At 69.8% G+C, this 18,612-nt stretch carries 17 protein-coding genes and 2 tRNA genes; 6 read left to right on the plus strand and 13 right to left on the minus strand.

All coding sequences use genetic code 11. From position 1 onward, the window contains the following. Nucleotides 1-243: 243 nt before the first annotated feature. The gene (gene tig / locus SSPS47_RS10015) at nt 244-1,680 is read right to left on the minus strand and encodes a trigger factor (protein ID WP_164250362.1); all 1,437 of its coding nucleotides are present in this window, start codon (nt 1,678-1,680) and stop codon (nt 244-246) included. Nucleotides 1,681-1,857: 177 nt separating this feature from the next. After that, nucleotides 1,858-1,934, minus strand: a tRNA-Pro gene (locus tag SSPS47_RS10020). A 147-nt stretch (nt 1,935-2,081) separates the two neighbouring features. Between SSPS47_RS10020 and SSPS47_RS10025 the strand changes: the two genes are divergently transcribed. Further along, nucleotides 2,082-2,155, plus strand: a tRNA-Gly gene (locus SSPS47_RS10025). Nucleotides 2,156-2,259: 104 nt separating this feature from the next. Here the strand turns inward: SSPS47_RS10025 and SSPS47_RS10030 are convergent. Next, the gene (locus SSPS47_RS10030) at nt 2,260-2,454 is read right to left on the minus strand and encodes a hypothetical protein (protein ID WP_147875291.1); all 195 of its coding nucleotides are present in this window, start codon (nt 2,452-2,454) and stop codon (nt 2,260-2,262) included. Nucleotides 2,455-2,914: 460 nt separating this feature from the next. Between SSPS47_RS10030 and SSPS47_RS10035 the strand changes: the two genes are divergently transcribed. Beyond that, nucleotides 2,915-4,114 carry an acyltransferase family protein gene (locus tag SSPS47_RS10035; protein ID WP_164250364.1) on the plus strand — a complete coding sequence of 400 codons (1,200 nt, stop codon included), beginning with the start codon at nt 2,915-2,917 and terminating at the stop codon, nt 4,112-4,114. On the opposite strand, the gene SSPS47_RS10040 is transcribed toward SSPS47_RS10035, so the two are convergent. Further along, nucleotides 4,091-4,540, minus strand: a complete 450-nt coding sequence (locus tag SSPS47_RS10040; RefSeq protein WP_164250366.1) for an HD domain-containing protein — start codon at nt 4,538-4,540, stop codon at nt 4,091-4,093. The two genes, SSPS47_RS10035 and SSPS47_RS10040, sit on opposite strands and share 24 nt — an antisense overlap. A 131-nt stretch (nt 4,541-4,671) precedes the next feature. On the opposite strand from SSPS47_RS10040, the gene SSPS47_RS10045 reads away from it, so the two are divergent. Continuing rightward, nucleotides 4,672-5,904, plus strand: coding sequence for a cation:proton antiporter (locus tag SSPS47_RS10045; RefSeq protein ID WP_164250368.1), 1,233 nt, complete (start codon nt 4,672-4,674; stop codon nt 5,902-5,904). 37 nt (nt 5,905-5,941) lie between these two features. Here SSPS47_RS10045 and SSPS47_RS10050 read toward each other — a convergent pair whose 3' ends face one another. Then, nucleotides 5,942-7,087: a PP2C family protein-serine/threonine phosphatase gene (locus SSPS47_RS10050; RefSeq protein WP_164250370.1), complete on the minus strand. Its 1,146-nt coding sequence runs from the start codon at nt 7,085-7,087 to the stop codon at nt 5,942-5,944. Nucleotides 7,088-7,195: 108 nt separating this feature from the next. Between SSPS47_RS10050 and SSPS47_RS10055 the strand changes: the two genes are divergently transcribed. After that, nucleotides 7,196-8,464: a GNAT family N-acetyltransferase gene (locus SSPS47_RS10055; RefSeq protein WP_164250371.1), complete on the plus strand. Its 1,269-nt coding sequence runs from the start codon at nt 7,196-7,198 to the stop codon at nt 8,462-8,464. A 324-nt stretch (nt 8,465-8,788) separates the two neighbouring features. On the opposite strand, the gene SSPS47_RS10060 is transcribed toward SSPS47_RS10055, so the two are convergent. The 3 genes from SSPS47_RS10060 to SSPS47_RS10070 all read right to left on the minus strand — a co-directional run bounded on the left by SSPS47_RS10060 (nt 8,789) and on the right by SSPS47_RS10070 (nt 10,847). Next, nucleotides 8,789-9,610, minus strand: coding sequence for an Fpg/Nei family DNA glycosylase (locus tag SSPS47_RS10060; RefSeq protein ID WP_164250373.1), 822 nt, complete (start codon nt 9,608-9,610; stop codon nt 8,789-8,791). Nucleotides 9,611-9,695: 85 nt separating this feature from the next. Beyond that, nucleotides 9,696-10,184: a ribose-5-phosphate isomerase gene (locus SSPS47_RS10065; protein WP_164250375.1), complete on the minus strand. Its 489-nt coding sequence runs from the start codon at nt 10,182-10,184 to the stop codon at nt 9,696-9,698. Nucleotides 10,185-10,253: 69 nt separating this feature from the next. Next, complete coding sequence (locus SSPS47_RS10070) at nt 10,254-10,847, minus strand: biotin transporter BioY (protein WP_164250377.1); 594 nt, start codon at nt 10,845-10,847, stop codon at nt 10,254-10,256. Between the two features lie 396 nt (nt 10,848-11,243). Here SSPS47_RS10070 and SSPS47_RS10075 point away from each other — a divergent pair, with 396 nt between their 5' ends. Further along, nucleotides 11,244-12,695, plus strand: coding sequence for an amino acid permease (locus SSPS47_RS10075; protein ID WP_164250379.1), 1,452 nt, complete (start codon nt 11,244-11,246; stop codon nt 12,693-12,695). 236 nt (nt 12,696-12,931) lie between these two features. Here the strand turns inward: SSPS47_RS10075 and SSPS47_RS10080 are convergent, their stop codons facing one another. The 5 genes from SSPS47_RS10080 to SSPS47_RS10100 all read right to left on the minus strand — a co-directional run bounded on the left by SSPS47_RS10080 (nt 12,932) and on the right by SSPS47_RS10100 (nt 17,014). Further along, nucleotides 12,932-13,129 carry a DUF397 domain-containing protein gene (locus SSPS47_RS10080; RefSeq protein WP_164250381.1) on the minus strand — a complete coding sequence of 66 codons (198 nt, stop codon included), beginning with the start codon at nt 13,127-13,129 and terminating at the stop codon, nt 12,932-12,934. Beyond that, complete coding sequence (locus SSPS47_RS10085; protein ID WP_164250383.1) at nt 13,105-13,953, minus strand: helix-turn-helix transcriptional regulator; 849 nt, start codon at nt 13,951-13,953, stop codon at nt 13,105-13,107. Before SSPS47_RS10085 ends, SSPS47_RS10080 begins: the two co-directional genes overlap by 25 nt. Nucleotides 13,954-14,126: 173 nt before the next feature. Continuing rightward, on the minus strand, nt 14,127-14,681 hold the full coding sequence (locus tag SSPS47_RS10090; RefSeq protein WP_164250385.1) for a hypothetical protein: 555 nt from the start codon (nt 14,679-14,681) through the stop codon (nt 14,127-14,129). A gap of 252 nt (nt 14,682-14,933) precedes the next feature. Next, nucleotides 14,934-15,557, minus strand: coding sequence for a histidine phosphatase family protein (locus SSPS47_RS10095; RefSeq protein ID WP_164250387.1), 624 nt, complete (start codon nt 15,555-15,557; stop codon nt 14,934-14,936). Beyond that, a complete protein-coding gene (locus tag SSPS47_RS10100) occupies nt 15,554-17,014 on the minus strand; it encodes an FGGY family carbohydrate kinase (protein WP_164250389.1) in 1,461 nt (486 codons plus the stop codon). The genes SSPS47_RS10095 and SSPS47_RS10100 overlap by 4 nt, the downstream gene beginning before the upstream one ends. 167 nt (nt 17,015-17,181) lie before the next feature. Here SSPS47_RS10100 and SSPS47_RS10105 point away from each other — a divergent pair, with 167 nt between their 5' ends. Then, a complete protein-coding gene (locus tag SSPS47_RS10105; protein ID WP_164250391.1) occupies nt 17,182-18,612 on the plus strand; it encodes a sugar ABC transporter substrate-binding protein in 1,431 nt (476 codons plus the stop codon).

Genomic DNA, 18,612 nt, shown 5'->3' on the forward strand with positions numbered 1-18,612 from the left:
CGGCTCCGGCCGTCTCAGCGTCTTTCGTTCCGGGGGACGGGGGTAGACCCCAGCCCTCGTATTCATGGACCCTAACGCGCTGGTCGGCGGGCGCCATCCCGCTTCCTGGGCTGTTCGCTGGCAGCGCAAGGTAGTTGGGTCGTCGCAGGGGCGGGGCACGGCCTCGGGGGCCGTGCGGGGAACGGCGCGGGCCCCGGGCGCGCGTCGCGTCCCGGGGCCCGGCGATCCGTCGAGCGGGGGCGCTCAGCCCTCGTTCTTCGACTCGGCCTTGTCGTCGGCCTTGTCGTCCGCCGCGGCTTCCGCGGGGGCGGTGGCCTCGTCGGAGGACGCCTCGACCGCGTCGACGGTCTCGGCGGTCGCGTCCTCCTCGTCGTCCTCCAGGTCCACGACCTCACCGTTGGTGTCGGTGACCTTCGCGGACTCGACCACCACGGCGAGCGCCTTGCCGCGGGCGACCTCGCCGACGAGCATCGGCACCTGGCCGCCTTCGACGACGGCCTGGGCGAACTGGTCGGGCGACATGCCGGAGGACTGCGCGCGGCGCATGAGGTGCTCGGTGAGCTCCTCCTGGTTCACGTTCAGCTTCTCCTTGTTGACCAGCTCGTCGAGGATGAACTGGGTCTTGATGCCCTTGACCGCCTGCTCCTTGGTCTCCTCGTCGAACTCCTCCTCCGTCTTGCCCTGGATCTCCAGGTACTTCGGGAGGTCGAGGCCCATCTGACCGAGCTGGTGGTGCTCCAGGTTGTGCTTACGGGTCTTGATCTCGTCCTCGAGGAGCTTCTCGGGGATCGGCACCTCGGCCAGCTTCAGCAGCTCGTCGAGGACGCGCTCCTGGGCCTGGGTGGCCTGGTCGTACTGCTTCATGCTGCCGAGGCGCTTGCGGCTGTCGGCCTTCAGCTCGTCGAGGGTGTCGAACTCGCTCGCCATCTGCGCGAACTCGTCGTCCAGGTCGGGCAGCTCGCGGGAGGCGACCTGGGTGACCTTGACGGAGACCTCGGCGTCCTTGCCCTCGGCGGTGCCGCCCTTCAGCTGGGAGGTGAAGGTGGCCTCGCCGCCGGCCTCCAGGCCGGTCACGGCCTCGTCGATGCCTTCGAGCAGCTCGCCGGAGCCGATGGTGTACTGCACGTCGCTCGCGACGCCGTCCTCCAGGACCTCGCCGTCGACCTTGGCCTCCAGGTCGATCGTCACGACGTCGCCGTCGGCGGCGGCGCGCTCCACGGGGTTGGTGGAGGCGAAGCGCTCGCGAAGCTCGTCGACGGACTTGTCGACGTCCTCGTCGGACACCTCGACCGCGTCGACGGTGACCTCGATACCGGAGTAGTCCGGGATCTCGATGACGGGGCGGATGTCGACCTCGGCGGTGAACGACAGCAGCTCGCCGTCCTTCAGCTCCTTGATGTCGACCTCGGGCTGCCCGAGGACATTGAGCTCACCCTCGTTGACGGCCTCCGTGTAGAACTTCGGAAGGGCGTCGTTGACGGCCTCCTCCAGCACAGCTCCACGGCCGAACCGCTGGTCGATGACGCGGGCCGGGATCTTGCCCTTACGGAAGCCCTTCACCGTGACCTGGTCGTTGATCTTCTTGTACGCCGCGTCGAGGCTGTCCTTGAGCTCCTCGAAGGGCACCTCGACAGTGAGCCGAACCCGGGTCGGGTTCAGGGTCTCCACGGCGCTCTTCACGGTTCGGTCTCCTTGGTGGCTGATTCTGGGGTCTGCCGTGCCCGCCGTGACTCCGGCGGACCAGCGGATTCGGCCCGGTTCTTCACAGTCTCTTCAGACACACGGGCACGCAGCTTGCATAGTAGCCGCAAGCAGGATGAGGCCCACAACGCGATCACGAACAGTCACGTGGACAGATGGTCGGGGTGGCCGGATTCGAACCGACGACCTTCCGCTCCCAAAGCGGACGCGCTACCAAGCTGCGCCACACCCCGCCGGTGCGACACGTAGGGTACATGCCCGCGAGCGGTACGCCGGACGTATTAAGTGGAGCGGCGGCGAGGGAGGAAGCGGTGTGCGCCGGAGGCCACGGACCCGCTACGATGTTTCCCGTGCCACGGTCCTTGTGACCTGCGGCGCGTGCGGGCGTAGCTCAATGGTAGAGCCCTAGTCTTCCAAACTAGCTACGCGGGTTCGATTCCCGTCGCCCGCTCCACACGACTCAGGGCCAGGTCGGAGAGTGATTCTCCGGTACTGGCCCTGACGCGTTGTCGGGTGGTTGCCGGGCCGCCCGGGGTGGAGTCCGGTCCGGTCGGGTCGCTAGAAGTTGATCTGGTTGATCGTCTCGGCTATCGAGTTCATGAACCTGTTCACCGACGGCGCCATGTCCGTGGACGCCAGGAAGAAGCCGAACAGGATCGCGACCACGGCGGGGCCGCCCTTCAGGGAGCCGCCGCGGATCAGAACCACGAGGACGATCGCCAACAGCAGCACCACAGACAGTGAAATGGCCACAACTGATCACACCCTCGGTCGGTCCGCCTTGCCGGCCGCGGGAGCTCACGGCCTCGCACTCATCCCGCTGCCTCCATCGTGCCACCAACCGCCCCTCAGGTGTTGGTCCGTGACGAATCATCGAGGTAAGGATCACGCCAATCGGCCGACGGGTGTGCCGGGCGGGCGACCGGATCCGCCCAGGGACGGGCGGATGAATACGGACGTCAATTCGACAATGCGGCGCGATCATTCCCCCGGCACTCACAGCTCCTTCACAGGAAACCGCGAGGTCATCTCACGGCGCTTCGCCCAGTGAATTCACCCGGAGTCACATCGAGGCCAAAACCCTGATGATATGCCCCATTTAAGGGGGATTAACAGGGGCATTTCTACCGGTGGGCGACTCTTTCGGTTCCGAACACCCCCACTTGCGCCGGAGGTTTTACTCAACGCATTGTGCGGAGCTAGGGTTAATCAGATGTCCCACGCTCCGCACGGATATGAGAGGGCCCGACTCCCCCGCACGCGGGAGTTGGATCCCGTCCCCCCGACAGCGCAGACCACATCGGCCACTGTGGCCGAAACCCCTGTACGGACCCCTCAGGATTCCGCGAAGTCGACGCCCCCCACGGCCAAGACGTCCACGAAGCGAGACGCGTTCTTCGACAACGCGAAGTACCTGGCCATCGTGCTGGTGGCGATCGGCCACGCCTGGGAGCCGGTCATGGAGGGCAGCCGGGCGACGAAGGCGCTCTACATGGTCGTCTACTCGTTCCACATGCCGGCCTTCATCATCATCTCCGGCTACTTCTCCAGAAGTTACACCGGCCGCCCGCACCAGATCAGACGTCTGCTGACCGGGATCGCCGTCCCCTACATCGTCTTCGAGGTGGCCTACTCGCTGTTCAAGCGGGTCACGAACGACCCCGGCCACCCGATCAGTCTGCTCGACCCCTGGTATCTCACCTGGTTCCTGGCCGCGTTGTTCATCTGGCGGCTGACCACCCCCATCTGGCTGACGCTGCGCCATCCCCTGCCGGTCGCCCTCGGTATCGCCGCGCTCGCCTCCTTCACGCCGAACATCGGCGAGGACCTCAACCTCCAGCGCGTACTGCAGTTCCTGCCGCTCTTCGTCCTGGGGCTCGTCCTCAAGCCCGAGCACTTCCAGCTGGTCCGCCGCCGTGAGGTCCGGCTGCTGGCCGTGCCCGTCTTCGCGGGTGCGGTCGTCTTCGCGTACTGGGCGGCCGTCCGGATGGAGAACGCGTGGTTCTACCACAACAGCGCGGCGCAGGATCAGGGGGCGCCGTGGTGGATCGGCGTCGTCATGACCTTCGCGCTGTTCGGCAGCTCGGTGGTGCTGACGGCCGCGTTCCTGTCCTGGGTACCGCGCCGCAGGATGTGGTTCACGGCGCTCGGCGCCGGCACGATCTGCGGCTATCTGCTGCACGGCTTCCTGGTCAAGGGAGCGGTGTACAGCGGGATCTTCGACACGAACGTGTGGCTGACCGCACCGGCCGGGCGCGTCTTCCTCACGCTGCTCGCGGGCGTCGCGATGACGCTGCTGTGCACGCCGCCGGTACGCCGGCTCTTCCGCTTCGCGACGGAGCCGGAGATGAAGTGGGCCTTCCGGCGGGACCCGGCGCAGGACGCGGCGTCACGGGCGGGGCAGGCCAAGTAGCCGCCGTACCTCCGCGTATTTCTCGGTGAGCCTGGTCCGGGTCGCCTCGTCCAGTACGGCGAGGCGGCCCGGATCCGCGTTGTGCGCCAGGTCCGCCTCCTTGACGAGCAGCGCGCCCGGGGTGGCGAGGATGCGGCGGGTGTAGGCGACGGTGTCCTCGCCCTCGGCCTTCGTCACGGCGAGGACCATCTCCTTGACCGACGGCGGCAGCGCCGCGGCGTCGAGCCATGCGCGGGACAGCGCGTCGTCCTCGACCGAGTCGTGCAGCCACGCGGCGGCGATCTGCTCGTCCGAGCCGCCCCGCGCCCTGACCCCGTCGGCGACCGCCCGAAGGTGCTCCGCGTACGGCCGGCCGGCCTTGTCCCGCTGGCCGGCATGCGCCTCGCGGGCGATGAACTCCACGTCGGCCAGGCTGAGATACGTCATGTGGCGAACTCCGTAGTCGGTCAAAACTTGCAGAGTAAATCGTTTGGTAAACTAATTACTGACGCTTCCTTGACGCGCCTTTGACTCGATGGAGGAACGGTCCCATCGGACACGCAGACACGCTCATAGCCATGGGCGGCGCCTTCCTTGCTGCCGCTCTCCTCGCCCGTCTCGGCAGCCGGATCGAGCTGCCGACGATCCCGCTGTTCATCCTGGCCGGAATCCTGCTCGGCCCGCACACACCCGGCATCGTGCTCGTCTCCGACCCGCACGAGCTGGAGATGCTCTCGGCCCTCGGCCTCGTACTGCTCCTCTTCTCCCTCGGCCTCGAATTCCATCTGGACGATCTCAAGACGGGCGGCCGCAAGATGGCCCTCGCCGGCGGCGCCTATCTCGCCCTGAACGTGGGCGCCGGGCTCGGCTTCGGCTTCGCGCTCGGCTGGGGCACCTCCGAGGCGCTGGTGCTCGCCGGTGTGCTCGGTATCTCCTCGTCCGCGATCGTCACGAAGATCCTGGTCGACCTCGGCCGTATCGGGAATCCGGAGACGAAGCCGATCCTCGGGATCATCGTCGTCGAGGACATCTTCCTGGCGCTCTACCTGGCCGCGCTCCAGCCGATCCTCTCCGGCGCCGACAGCCTCTCGGCCGCGCTCGCCGACGGCGGGAAGGCGTTCGGGTTCCTGCTGCTGCTGGCGCTCGCCGCGCGCTTCGGCAAGAAGGTCATCGGCCGTCTCATCAACACGAAGGACGACGAACTCCTCGTCATCTCCTTCCTCGGCACCGCGGTCTTCATGGCAGGGGTCTCCGAGTGGTTCGGCGTCGCGGACGCGATCGGCGCGTTCATGGTCGGTCTGATGCTGGGCAGTACGACTTCCGGCGACCGGATCCGCACGCTCGTCCACCCGCTGCGGGACGCGTTCGGCGCGATCTTCTTCTTCGCCTTCGGGCTGTCCATCAATCCGGGCGACCTGCCGATGGTGCTGTGGCCGGTCCTGGCCGCCGTCGCCCTGACGCTGACGATGAACATCGTGGCCGGGCTGGTGGCCGCCCGTATCTACCACTTCGGGTCCGGCCCCGCGGCGAACGTCGCGACGACACTGGTCGCACGCGGCGAGTTCGCGCTGATCCTCGCGACGATGGCGGCGGGCGCGGCACTGGACGCGCGTCTGGCGCCGTTCATCGCCGGCTACGTCCTGATCCTCGCGGTCCTCGGCCCCTTGGCGGCGGCCAAGTCGCACTGGCTGGCACGGGTGCTGCCGGGCGGCGGGCGCGGCGGCGGCGACGGAGGTGGCGACGGCGGTGGTCCGTCCGGCGACGGCACATCGGACGGTGACCTGACACTGGCGAAGGCCTCGGGCGCCTGACGCGCGACGCAGGGCCGGTGCCGAGGGGTGCCGGCCCTCAGCCCTCGCGGCAGATCAGCAGCAGCGCCCTGTCGTCGTTCACGTGCTTGGCCACCGCCTCGATCAGGTGCCAGGCCGCTCCCTCGAAACCCGCCGCGACATAGCGGTCCGCCTCGCCCGAGAGGCGGTCAACGCCCTCGCTCAGATCGCGGCCCGACGCCTCGACGAGGCCGTCGGTGAACAGCATCAGCACGTCACCCGGCAGCAGGGACCCCTTCACCGGGTCGAACTCCGCGCGGTCGTAGACGCCGAGGAGCGGGCCCTCGCCCGCCATCTCCTCCCAGCGGCCGCTGCCGGCGTGGAGCTGGAGCGCGGGCAGATGGCCCGCCGAGAGCAGTTCGTACTCGCCGGACTCGAGGTCCAGGACGAGGTGGATGGAGGTCGCGAAGCCCTCGTCCCAGTCCTGGCGGAGCAGATAGCCGTTGGCGGCCGGCAGGAAGTCGTGGGGCGGGAGTGAGCCGAGCAGTCCGCCGAACGCGCCGGACAGCAGCAGTGCGCGGGAGCCGGCGTCCATGCCCTTGCCGGAGACGTCGGTGAGGACGACTTCGAGCGTGCGGCCCCCGTTGGTACGGGCCGCGACGACGAAGTCGCCGGAGAAGGACTGGCCGCCGGCCGGCCGCAGCGCCATCTCGCGGTGCCAGCCCTTCGGCAGCCGCGGCAGCGCGCTCTGGACCCGGATGCGTTCGCGCAGGTCGAAGAGCATCGTGCCGCCGCGCCGCCACGGCACCCCGACGCGGGCCCTGAACTGGGCTATGAGGAGTCCGAAGAGCCCGCAGGCCGCCACGACGAGGACGGTGCCCGGCGTCACCGTGGCCGGCCCCTGGTCGTAGGGGCCGAGGACGAGCGATTCGACGATCAGGGCGGTGGCGGCGACCGCGTACAGACTGAGCAGGCTGGAGGGCCGCAGCAGCAGTCCTCCGGCGACGATCGGCAGGACCAGCGCGGAGGGCGCGAACCAGACGGGGATCGCCATGGTGGCGAAGGCGATCCCCGGGACGGTCAGCATCAGTCCGACGAGCGCGATCCAGTCCGAGCCGTCGCCCCGGAAGTAATCGACACCGGATTTGCGCACGGCGTTGCGGGCCCGGTGCAGCGACTTGCGCATCCGGGCCGTGTACGAATCCGCCTTCGCTCCACCGGTCATTGTGGTTGGACCCTATCCATCAGCGGGCTCGCCGTGCAGGGGGACCCCTGTGACATTGCGTTCGATATCGGGTCGCCTCGACCGCCCGGTCCCTGGTACTGATGGCATATGACCACAGACTTGCGAGTACTCGAAGCCTCCGACTGGGACCGCTGGTTCGGGACGCTGGAGAGAGCCTTCGGCGGGGCGCTCGTCAGCTCCGCCGAGCAGCGCGAGATGTGGCGCTCCGTGACGGAGTGCGATCGCTCCATCGGGGCCTGGGACGGCGACGAGTGCGTGGGGACCGCGGGGGCCTACACCTTCGGGCTCTCGGTGCCCGGCGGTGGTGTCGTGTCCGCCGCGGGCGTCACGATGGTGAGCGTCGCGGCGACGCACCGGCGGCGCGGGATCCTCACCTCCATGATGCGGCGGCAGTTGGACGACGTCCGTCGGTGGGGCCAGTCGGTCGCGCTGCTGACCGCCTCGGAGCCGGAGATCTACGGAAGGTTCGGATACGGCGTCGGCGCACGGCAGTTGAGCGCCGAGATCGACACCTCGCGGGTCTCGATCAAGGTGCCCGCCGCCCCGGGCGACGGTGGTGACGGCGGTGACGGCGGGACACGGCTGCGCTATGTCGCGCCCGACGACGCGCGGGAGGCGATCGAGTCGGTGTACGCGCGCCTGGTCGCGAGCCGCCCCGGAATGCTGGAGCGCCGGCCGGGCTGGGACCGGAAGCTGCTGATCGACCCGCCGGAGACGCGCGAGGGCGCGTCCGCGCTCCAGTGCGTGCTCGCGCGGCGCGGCGAGGGCGACGACGCCGAGACGGTGGGTTACGCGCTCTACCGCATCAAGCCCCTCTGGGATTCGGCTGGTCCGAAGGGCACGGTGGTGGTCGATCAGCTGGCGGGACTGGACCCCGTGACATACGCCACCCTGTGGCGCTTCCTCGGCGAGATCGATCTGACGTCGACGGTGAGCGCGTCGAACCTGCCCGTGGACGATCCGATCCAGTTCCTGGTCTCCGACGTCCGCCGGGCCGGTATCGGGGTGCGGGACTCGCTCCACGTACGGCTGGTGGAGGTGGGCGCGGCGCTCGCGGCGCGGGCCTACCAGGCGCCGGTGGATGTGGTGTTCGAGGTGGACGACGCCTTCTGCCCCTGGAACGAGGGCCGTTGGCGGCTGACCGGTGACGAGAAGGGCGCGTCCTGCGAGCGGACGGCGGACGCGGCCGATCTGTCGCTCTCCGTACGGGAGTTGGCCACGATGTATCTGGGCGACACCTCGCCGGCCGCGCTGGCGCGGGCGGGTCTCGTACGCGAACTGCGCCCCGGCGCGCTGACGGAGGCGTCGATCGCCTTCGCCTCGCCGGTGGCGCCGTGGCTGCCGCACGGCTTCTGAGGTCCGGTGTCCGGTGTCCGGGGCCGGGTGCCTAAGCCAGGAGAGTTGACCGGGAGTGTCGACCGGGTTGCGCGGACCCTTGGCCGGGAGCGCCCGGCCAGCCGTCCCGGTCACAGCCCCAGGGCGTGTCCGAGAGTCCCGCCTGGCACGGCACCTCTCCCCCGGAGCCCCCGAGCGGGCACGGGAGGTGCCTCCTGCGTTGTCGGAGCCGACCGAGTACGGCCGGTCCATCCACCACACCGCTCCTCCGCGCCTTGCGATGCACCGCGCCGGCCGCCGCGGGCCCCGCCCCTCGGGCGGACGACGCCAGTTCGAAGACAGGACCTAGGCCCGCTGGCAGCCCGGGCACCAGAAGAGGTTGCGGGCGACGAGTGGTGCCGTGCGGATCTCGCTGCCGCACAGGTGGCACGGCATCGTCGCGCGACGGTAGACGTACACCTCGCCACCGTGGTCGTCCACGCGCGGCGCGCGGCCCATCGCCTCGGGCAGGTGCTCGGGCCGTACGGTGTCGATGCGGTTGTGCCGTACGCCCTCGCGCATCAGCGCGACGAGGTCCGCCCAGATCGCGTCCCACTCGGCGCGGGTGAGGTCACGGCCCGCGCGGTAGGGGTCGATGCCGTGCCGGAAGAGGACTTCGGCCCGGTAGACGTTGCCGACGCCCGCGATGATCTTCTGGTCCATGAGCAGGGCGGCGACGGTGGTGCGGGAGCGGGAGACCCGTGCCCACGCGCGCTCCGGGTCGTTGCCCGGCGCGTCGGGCGGGCGCAGCGGGTCGGGTCCGAGCCGGTCGTGTATCGCCTGCTTCTCCGGTTCGGTGATCAGCGCGCAGGTGGTGGGGCCGCGCAGCTCCATGTACGACGTGTCGCCCAGCAGGCGCAGCCGGACGGTGTCGGTGGGCGGCGGGGCGGGGGTGTCGCCGAGCGCGACCTTCCCAAACAGCCCGAGGTGGACATGGATCCAGCCGCTGTCGCCGAAGCCGACGAAGAGATGCTTCCCGTGGGCGCTCGCGCCGTCGGTCACCCGGCCGTCGAGGAGCGCGGCGCTCTCGGTGAACCGGCCCTGGGGGCTGGCGACGCGCACCGGTTCCGCGGCGAAACGGTGGTTGAGGTCCTGGGCGAGGCGGTGGATCGTATGCCCCTCGGGCACGGGTTCTCCTCGGTGCGTGGAGGGTGACATGGCGGTGCCGCCGGACCCGCGCCCGGCGGCACCGTTCGCTGTTTGCGGGCCGGGTTCAGTCCTGCTTCGGGTGGTGCGCAGGGATCGGCGGCACCTCGCCGGTCTTCTCGTACGTCGCGAGCATCTCGATGCGGCGCGCGTGGCGCTCCTCCCCCGTGTAGGCGGTGGCGAGGAAGATCTCCACGAACCTGGTCGACTCGTCCCGGGTGTGCATCCGGCCGCCGACGGAGATGACGTTCGCGTTGTTGTGCTCGCGGCTGAGCGCGGCGGTCTGCTCGTTCCACACGAGCGCGGCGCGCACGCCCTTCACCTTGTTCGCGGCCATCTGCTCGCCGTTGCCGGAGCCGCCGATCACGATGCCGAGGGACTTGGGGTCGGCCGCTGTCCGCTCCGCGGCGCGGAGGCAGAACGGCGGATAGTCGTCCTGGGCGTCGTAGATGTGCGGGCCGCAGTCGACGGGCTCGTGGCCATGGGCCGTGAGCCATTCGACGAGGTGGTTCTTGAGTTCGAAGCCGGCATGGTCGGAGCCGAGATACACGCGCATGGGCGAAGTGTGGCACGTCGGGGGCGGTGCGGAGCGCTCCGGGGTCGGGAGGCTCCCCCGGGGCAGGGCCTAGTTCTGGCGGCCGATGAGCTTCCAGGAGACGGGCAGCAGTCCCATCGCCAGCGCGGCCTTGAGCGCGTCGCCGATCAGGAACGGGGTGAGTCCGGCGGCCAGGGCCGCGCTCGGCGAAAAGTCGGCGGCGAAGGCGAGATACGGCACGCCCACCGCGTAGATGATGAGGGAGCCGACGACCATTGTCCCGGCGGTGCGCGGGACGGAGCGGTCGCCGCCGCGCCGGGCGAGCGAGCCCACGACCGTGGCGGCGAGCAGCATCCCGAGCACGTAACCGAAGGAGGCGCCGCCGGGGCCCGACGAGCCCTCGGAGAACCACGGCATGCCGGCCATGCCGACGAGGGTGTAGACGGCGAGCGCGAGGAAGCCGCGGCGGGCGCCGAGCGCGGTGCCGACGAGCAGCGCGGCGAAGGTCTGGCCGGTGACCGGGACCGGGGAGCCGGGGACCGGGACGGCGATCTGCGCGGCGATGCCGGTGAGTGCCGCGCCGCCGAGTACGAGCGCGGTGTCGACGGCGTACCGGTGCCGGGCGGCGGGGAGCAGATCGGCGAGGACCGCTCCGGATCGGGTGGTGGCGGCAGCAGTGCTCATCGGGACTCCGCGAGGTGAGGACAGACGTGTGGGCGGGGGAACAGGCTGACGGTAGCCCACCCGCCCGTGCCCGGACACGGGCGACCGAGCACAAGACGGCGGCCCGGCTGATGGTGGACTTCCGACAACCGGGGCGCCCCATGCGGCCGATGGGCGTGACGCTCGTCACGGAATTCGCTCAGGTGAGGATCGTGCGTCCCCGACGGGGATCGTTTCGTGTGGCGGAGTGGCCGCCGGTGGACTGTGACTTCCCACCAAAGGGCGGTTCTAGGCGGTCGGTGGGCTCCTCTTGCCCCCGGGTGAGCCGGATGTCCGTATAGAGGGACCGGGTTACGGGTAAGCGGTACGCGCGGCCAGACTGTGCCCCTCCCCCATCCGCTACCGAACAGGCACCCCATGTCAGCGCCTCGGACCCCCGCCGACGCGCCCGCGACTCCCCCCGCCCCCGAAGCCTCCGGCACCTCCGGCGCTCCCCGTACGGACTCGGCGCTCACGCACGGGCTCAAGCAGCGCCATCTGTCGATGATCGCGCTCGGCGGTGTGATCGGCGCCGGGCTGTTCGTCGGGTCGGGCTCGGGCATCGCCGCCGCCGGTCCGTCGATCGTCGTCGCGTACGGCGTCTCCGGACTGCTCGTCATGCTCGTGATGCGCATGCTCGGTGAGATGTCGGCGGCCAACCCGGCGTCCGGTTCGTTCTCCGTCCACGCCGAACGGGCGATCGGCCCGTGGGCCGGCTTCACCGCCGGCTGGGCCTTCTGGGTCCTGCTCTGTGTGGCGGTGGGCCTTGAGGGGATCGGCGCGGCGCAGATCGTCTCCGGCTGGCTGCCCGGGACCCCGGAGTGGGCCTGGGTGGCGCTTTTCATGGCGGTGTTCCTGGGCACGAATCTCGCGGCCGTGAAGAACTTCGGTGAGTTCGAGTCCTGGTTCGCCTCGCTCAAGGTCGGCGCGATCGCCCTGTTCCTGGTGCTCGGTGTGCTCGCGATCCTCGGTGTCCTGCCGGACACCGACGCGCCCGGCACCGCCAACCTGACCGGCGACGGCGGCTTCCTGCCGAACGGCTCCGAGGGCCTGGTGATCGGCCTGCTGGCCTCCGTCTTCGCGTACGGCGGTCTGGAGACGGTCACCATCGCGGCGGCCGAGTCGGAGGATCCGGTCCGGGGCGTCGCGAAGGCCGTACGGACGGCGATGTGGCGCATCGCGCTCTTCTACGTCGGTTCGATGGCGGTCATCGTCACGCTGGTGCCGTGGGACGACCCGAAGATCGTCGAGAAGGGCTCCGGCCCGTACGTCGCGATGCTCGACCGCCTCGACATCCCCGGCGCGGGCCAGATCATGAACGTCGTCGTGCTGGTGGCGCTGCTGTCGGCGATGAACGCCAACATCTACGGCGCCTCCCGCATGGCCCGCTCACTGGTGGCTCGCGGTCAGGGCCCGAAGGTGCTGGGCAGGGTGACGTCCGGCGTCCCGCGCAACGCGGTGCTCGCCTCGTCGGTCTTCGGTTTCCTGTGCGTACTGCTCAGTTACTGGCGCCCCGACGACATCTTCGCCTGGCTGCTCAACATGACGGGCGCGGTGATCCTCGTCGTCTGGGCGTTCATCGCGGTCTCCCAACTGGTCCTGCGCCGCCGCACGGAGCGCGAGGCACCGGAAAAGCTGGTGGTGCGGATGTGGCTGTACCCGGCGCTGACGTGGGTCTCGCTGGCGGGGATGGCGACGATATTCGTCCTGATGCTCGGTCAGCCGGACACGCGTGACCAGTTGATGGCGACGGGGCTGCTGACGCTGGGCCTGGCGACGATCGGTGCCGTACGGCAGCGGCGTGCGCGCGGGGCTGGGCCGGCAGCCTGAAATCCATGGCTCCGGCAGGGCCGCCGAGCGTGGAGCGATCACCCTACGAAACAGGACATACGGGCCAATGCGGCGATTGGTGAACGCGCGTCGGCCGAGCGCGGATCGGGGCGAGAGGGTTGCGGGCCCGTAGGGAGCGCCACCGGGGTCCGCACAGTCCCGACGACGCCCAAGGAGCACGCAAGACGACGGCTCCGGCGTGGAAGCGCCGGAGCCGTGTGGTGGCGACGGGGTGATCAGCGAAGCGTCTGAACGAACGCCTGCCACGCATGGGCGGGGAAGGCGAGCGCCGGGCCGCCCGGAACCTTCGAGTCGCGGACGGGGACGACACCGGGGAAGCTGTCGGACACCTCGACGCAATCGCCGCCGTCCGAGTTGCTGTACGACGACTTACGCCAAGCGGCCTGGGTCAGGTCGGGTCGGACGGTTCGCATCGCGGGATCTCCTCGATCAGTCGCCTGATGAAATCTGCGGAGCTCTCGGGAGAGAGCGTCTTGTCTCGTAGCAGATCGTAGGACAAGCGCAGCGCTTCGACCTTCTCCGGTTCCTCGATCAACTCACCGGACTTCGAACTCTCCAGATAGGCCACGGACTTCCCGTTCGCGAGCCAGAGGACGGTCAGCGAGCCACCCAGCAGATCGTGCAACCCCGCCGAGAACGGCACCACTTGGATGGTGACGCCGGACCGCTGCCCCGCTTCGAGCAGCGCTTCCAACTGGTCCCTCCACACCTTCGGATCCGTTGCCGCGCGGCGGAACACGGCCTCGTCGAGCAACGCCCTGAAGTGAGGGGCGTCGTCGCCCTCCAGGATGTCCTGACGGCTCATCCGCGCCGTGACCTGCTCGGCCAGTTCCCCATCGTCCCGCGGACGACCCTTGGCCAGGATCTCCTCGGCGTACGCCTCCGTCTGGAGCAGGCCTGGGACGACGCTGCACACGTACTTGTACTGGACCGTCGCCTCCCGCTCCAGCCTCATGAACCGCTGGTACCGGTCCCCGAACGCGTCCTCCCTCGCCAGCACCCACAGCTGCGACAACTGTCTCTTCGTCCCGTACACCGCGTCCAGCGCAGCCACCACCTGCGGTGACCCCAGCCGCGCCCCCGTCTCCAGTTTGTGCAGATACGCGCGGTCGTACGTCGTCAACTCCTGCAACTCGGCGAGCGACTTGCCCGACTCCTCACGCAGGCGCGCGATCGTCTCGTACAACATGACCCGCGCCGATGCCTCCCGGCCCGCATCGGACCCGCCCTTCGCCATGCCAACTCCCCTGTGTCCTGCGGCGACAGGGCCGTGACAGCCCGTTGCGAGCGTAGCCAGCCACACGCCGAGGCGGAGCAGAGAGAGACGCGTTCATCACATAGAGCTACAGGGCTGTCTCACGCACGGCACGTTCAGCGACAGCAGCGACGCGCCCTCGTCCTGCCTTCGCCTCAGGCGGACGGCAGGCCCAGAGCACGCAGCGTGCCGGGCGCCACTTCGAGGCTTTCGAGTTCGTGAGCGAGGCGCAGCACCTGGTCGGCGACGGCGAGTTCGCGGGGCGTCTCGGGGACGGTGTCGCCGATACTCCGCAGAAACTCCGCGATCTCGCGCCAGGAGTAGAAGACCGTCGCTCCCGGCGGACCGGGCAACGGCTCCGGAAATCCTGGCAGCGCCGCAAGTGACTCCTCGTTACGGTCGCAGCGCTGCGCCGCCTCCCCCAGCGTCACCGTGTCGTCGTGGCGGACACTGACGGCGTGCAGCCCTGGGATGAGCCGGATGTCGCGGGCCACTCGGGCGACCGCGTCAAGGAACGACGGCGCCTCGATGTCGCAGGACAGCTCGCTCAGTTCGGCGGGGTCCGTGTGAACCGCGAACTGACTCGGGTCCTCAGGGCCGAGGACGTACGACACAGATCCGTCTGCGAAGGCGTCGCAGTGGTCGAAGGCGTTGGCCTGCTCAGCGGTCAGAGGCTGGTTGAGACGAAGGATGAAACTCCGCTCGGACACAGAAAGCACTCCTCTCAGTGCTGAGGGTCACGGACGAACCGGTCGATTCGCTTCGCCTCATTGCCGGGGTTCTTGGGCGCGCCGGGCACGGTGTGGGTATCTCCGCAGGTGCAGCACACCACCCATCCTCACCGATGACCATTCTTGTCGGGCGTGATCTTGCAACCAGCCCTCTTCGCGCGTTCGAGGGCAGCCGCGATGTCCCCGGCTTGGTGTCGCCCTTTTGAAATCATGCGCAGATAATACCCAGAGCTACGAGCAGGGTACGTTCAGCGACAGTATGGCGGCCTGGCTACCCGCCATCCGCAGCTCCGTCACCGCCGCGTTCCGCAGGCGCGGGAACACCCGGCGGTAGTCGCTCAGCGCGATGCCCAGCAGTTCGCAGAGCACCAGCCGCAGCAGGGTATTGTGCGCGACGACCAGGACCCGGCCGTCCTCGTGCGTCGCGGCGATCCGGCGCAGGGCGTCCGTCCCGCGGGTCGCGGCCGAGCGGGGGTCCTCCGCGGCGGGGAACGGGTTCAGCACCGGGTCGGCGCGGAAGGCCGCAGCCGCCGTCGGGTCCACGGTCTCGAACTCGGCGAGCGTGCGGCCCTCCACCACCCCGAAGTCGCACTCGCGCAGGTCGTGTTCGCGGGTCGGTACGAGGTCCAGCGCCCGGCAGGCGGGCTCGGCCGTGGCGATCGCGCGGGGCACCGTGGATGTCCACACGGCGTCGATCCCGGCGCCCGCCGCCGCCTGCCGCCCCGCCCACCAGCCCAGCCGGACCGCCTGGGCGCGCCCCTCGTCGGTGAGGCCGATGTCGCTCACGCCCGCGTAGCGGTTCTCGGCGTGCCAGAGCGTCTGTCCGTGGCGGGCCAGCAGCAGGGTCGCACTCATGAGGTCTCCAAAGCGTCGGCACGCGTGCGGGCGTGGGCGGCGACGGGCGCCGGGAGCCAGCCACGCTGTTCCAGTTCGTCCACCATGCTCAGATACGGCGGGAGGAAACGCGCGGTACGGGCCGGGTCGGGGCGCAGGACATGGCTGAGGCCGACCATCCGCTCGGCCGCGTCAGCGAGGGTGGGGGCGGCGTCGGCGCCGTACGCGGCGAGGACCGCCATGCCGAGCGCCGGTTCGCTGTGCCGGGGGATGTGCACGCTGCGGCCGAGGATGTCGGTGCGCAGTTGGTTCCAGTACGCGCTGCGCGAGGCGCCGCCGGTGAAGGTGAGCGGGCCGTCCTGCGGGGCGCCGAGGTGGTCCAGGTAGTCCAGGCAGAGCCGTTCGGTGTGGCCGACCCCCTGGAGGAGCGCCGCCCAGTGGTCGGCGTCGGAGCGGGGCCGGCCGAGCAGGAGGGGCGTGGCGTCGGGGGCGAGGAAGGGGAACCGCTCGCCCCGTGAGACCAGTGGGTAGGCGAGCGCGGTCGACGGTTCGTGCGCGGCGGCGAGGGCGTCGAGGCGCGCCGGGTCCGCGTCCGGGAAGGCTCTGCCCAGCGCGCCGGCCCCGACGCCGGAGGCGCCGCCGGGCAGCCAACCGCCGTCCGGGGCGCGGTGGTTGTAGACGGCTCCGGTGCTGTCGTGGACGGGTGCGGCGGTGACGCCCTTGAGGACGAGCGTGGTGCCGAGGACGGAGTTCCAGGATCCGACGCCCAGTGAGCCCGAGGCGATCTGGGCCGCGCAGCCGTCGGTCATTCCGGCGATCACGGGGGTGCCGGCGGGGACACCGGTGGCGCTCTCGCCGTCCGCGTCGACCTCGCCGAGCCGGTCGCCGGGCCGTACGACCTCCGGGAAGAGGTCCGGGGCCAGACCCAGGGCGCGCAGTTCGTCGTGCGGCCAGGTGTCGCCCGTCAGGTCGTAACCCGTCTTCAGGGCGTGGCTGGAGTCGGTGGGGGTGGGAGCGCCGACCAGCCGGGATACGACGAGGTCCGCCTGATGGGTGAGGCGTGTCCCCGCGGTCGGCGGCTGCTCCTTCAGCAGCCACATCACCTTCGGCAGCGCCCACGTCGGCTGGACGCGCAGTCCTCGCTCGCGGGCCAGCGCGGCCTCCGCCGTGGCGCGCCCGTCGTCGTACATCAGGCCGGGTGTGAGCGGGCGGCCCGCGCCGTCGGTGAGCAGGACCGTGCCGGAGGTGCCGCACACGGCGAGCGCGCGGACGGGGGGTGACCCGCCGTCAGGGACGGACTTCAGGGCCTGGCCGATCGCCGTGCGCGCCGCTTCCCACCAGTCGTCCGGCGACTGCTCGTGGCGTACCCCGTCGCGTCTGCCGCCGAGTGGGGCCGCCCCGCTGCCGAACACGGCCCCCTCGTCCCCGACGAGCACCGCACGGACGCTCTGTGTACCGAGATCGATACCCATCCACATATCGGCTCCCTCTGTGAAGTTCTCACTCTGCACCGAGATTTTGCGATGTGCGAGGGATTGACGCGCAACTACCGGTGTTCCAAGCTCTGTTAACCACTCGAAGGAACGCGTTATCCACGGGTGGGAACGTGGCGACAACGTCTCCTGCCGGACCGTGGAGGTCACGGATGGACATGCACGGGCAGCTCGGGCACGACCGGCGGCGGTTCCTCGCGCTCACGGCGGCGGCGTCTTCCGTCCCGTTGCTGAGCGCCTGCGGGGCCGGCTTCGGTGACGGTGACAGCAAGAGCGACGGGTCCGCCGCCGACGACGTCACCGGATCCTTCGACTGGCAGCGGCACAAGGGCACCACCGTCAAGGCGCTGCTCAACAAGCATCCGTACACGGACGCGCTGATCGCCGATCTGAAGGCGTTCACCGCGAAGACCGGCATCAAGGTCGAGTACGACGTGTTCCCCGAGGACAACTACTTCGACAAGCTGACCGTCGACCTCTCCAGCGGCCGGGCGTCGTACGACATCTTCATGCTCGGCGCCTACATGGTGTGGCAGTACGGCCCGCCGGGCTGGCTGGAGGATCTCGGCCCCTGGATGCGCAACGAGTCGGCCACCGGCGCCGAATGGGACCAGGACGACTTCCTGCCGAGCCTCCTCGAAGGCACCCAGTGGTCCCTGAAGGCCGGCACGCCGCTCGGGCAGGGCGGGCAGTACGCGCTGCCGTGGGGCTGGGAGGCCAACGTCGTCGCGTACAACACGGAGGTCTTCAACAAGCTGGGGCTGCGGCCCGCCGAGTCCTTCGACGAGTTGCGCGAACTCGCCGGGACCATCAAGCGCAAGGCGCCCGGGGCCGGTTTCGACGGGATGTACGGGGTCGCGGTGCGCGGCTCGCGGAGCTGGGCGACGATCCACCCCGGCTTCATGACGATGTTCTCCCGCTACAAGCTGAAGGACTTCACGGTCGACGGGGAGAGCCTGAAGCCCGCCATGAACTCCCCCGAGGCCATCACGTTCACCCGTGACTGGGCGGACATGGTCAAGAAGGGCGGGCCGCCCTCGTGGACCTCGTACACCTGGTACCAGTGTTCGAGCGACCTGGGCGCGAAGAAGGCGGGCATGCTCTTCGACGCGGACACCGCCGCGTACTTCCAGGCGGTGAAGGGCGCGTCGCCCGCCGCCGGGAAGATCGCGTTCCATCCGGGGCCGAAGGGGCCCGACGGTTCGCTCGCGACCAACATGTGGATCTGGTCGCTCGGCATGAACGCCAAGAGCAAGAAGAAGAGCGCCGCCTGGCTGTTCCTCCAGTGGGCCACCGGCAAGGAGCACCTGCGCAAGGGCGCGATCGAGTACAACCACATCGATCCGGTGCGCAAGTCGGTGAGCGACGACCCTGCGTACCGGGACAAGATGAGCGAACTTGCGGGTTTCATCGAGACGTTCGAGGCCGTCCAGGACCAGACGCGGATCCAGTTCACCCCGCAGGAGCAGTTCTTCGACGCGACCACGAGCTGGGCGTCGGCGCTCCAGGAGATCTACGGGGGCAAGAGCGCGGGGCCGGTGCTGAACGGACTGGCGGACGATCTGGCCTCGAAGGTCGGGTGA

Source organism: Streptomyces sp. S4.7, assembly GCF_010384365.1.
Lineage (GTDB): Bacteria > Actinomycetota > Actinomycetes > Streptomycetales > Streptomycetaceae > Streptomyces.

Bases quoted from the DNA above. Each gene is read 5' to 3' on its own strand.
- SSPS47_RS10035 (WP_164250364.1), top strand. From the start codon at position 2,915: ATGTCCCACGCTCCGCACGGATATGAGAGGGCCCGACTCCCCCGCACG.
- SSPS47_RS10040 (WP_164250366.1), bottom strand. From the start codon at position 4,540: ATGACGTATCTCAGCCTGGCCGACGTGGAGTTCATCGCCCGCGAGGCG.
- SSPS47_RS10045 (WP_164250368.1), top strand. From the start codon at position 4,672: ATGGGCGGCGCCTTCCTTGCTGCCGCTCTCCTCGCCCGTCTCGGCAGC.
- SSPS47_RS10050 (WP_164250370.1), bottom strand. From the start codon at position 7,087: ATGACCGGTGGAGCGAAGGCGGATTCGTACACGGCCCGGATGCGCAAG.
- SSPS47_RS10055 (WP_164250371.1), top strand. From the start codon at position 7,196: ATGACCACAGACTTGCGAGTACTCGAAGCCTCCGACTGGGACCGCTGG.
- SSPS47_RS10065 (WP_164250375.1), bottom strand. From the start codon at position 10,184: ATGCGCGTGTATCTCGGCTCCGACCATGCCGGCTTCGAACTCAAGAAC.
- SSPS47_RS10070 (WP_164250377.1), bottom strand. From the start codon at position 10,847: ATGAGCACTGCTGCCGCCACCACCCGATCCGGAGCGGTCCTCGCCGAT.
- SSPS47_RS10075 (WP_164250379.1), top strand. From the start codon at position 11,244: ATGTCAGCGCCTCGGACCCCCGCCGACGCGCCCGCGACTCCCCCCGCC.
- SSPS47_RS10080 (WP_164250381.1), bottom strand. From the start codon at position 13,129: ATGCGAACCGTCCGACCCGACCTGACCCAGGCCGCTTGGCGTAAGTCG.
- SSPS47_RS10085 (WP_164250383.1), bottom strand. From the start codon at position 13,953: ATGGCGAAGGGCGGGTCCGATGCGGGCCGGGAGGCATCGGCGCGGGTC.
- SSPS47_RS10095 (WP_164250387.1), bottom strand. From the start codon at position 15,557: ATGAGTGCGACCCTGCTGCTGGCCCGCCACGGACAGACGCTCTGGCAC.
- SSPS47_RS10100 (WP_164250389.1), bottom strand. From the start codon at position 17,014: ATGTGGATGGGTATCGATCTCGGTACACAGAGCGTCCGTGCGGTGCTC.
- SSPS47_RS10105 (WP_164250391.1), top strand. From the start codon at position 17,182: ATGGACATGCACGGGCAGCTCGGGCACGACCGGCGGCGGTTCCTCGCG.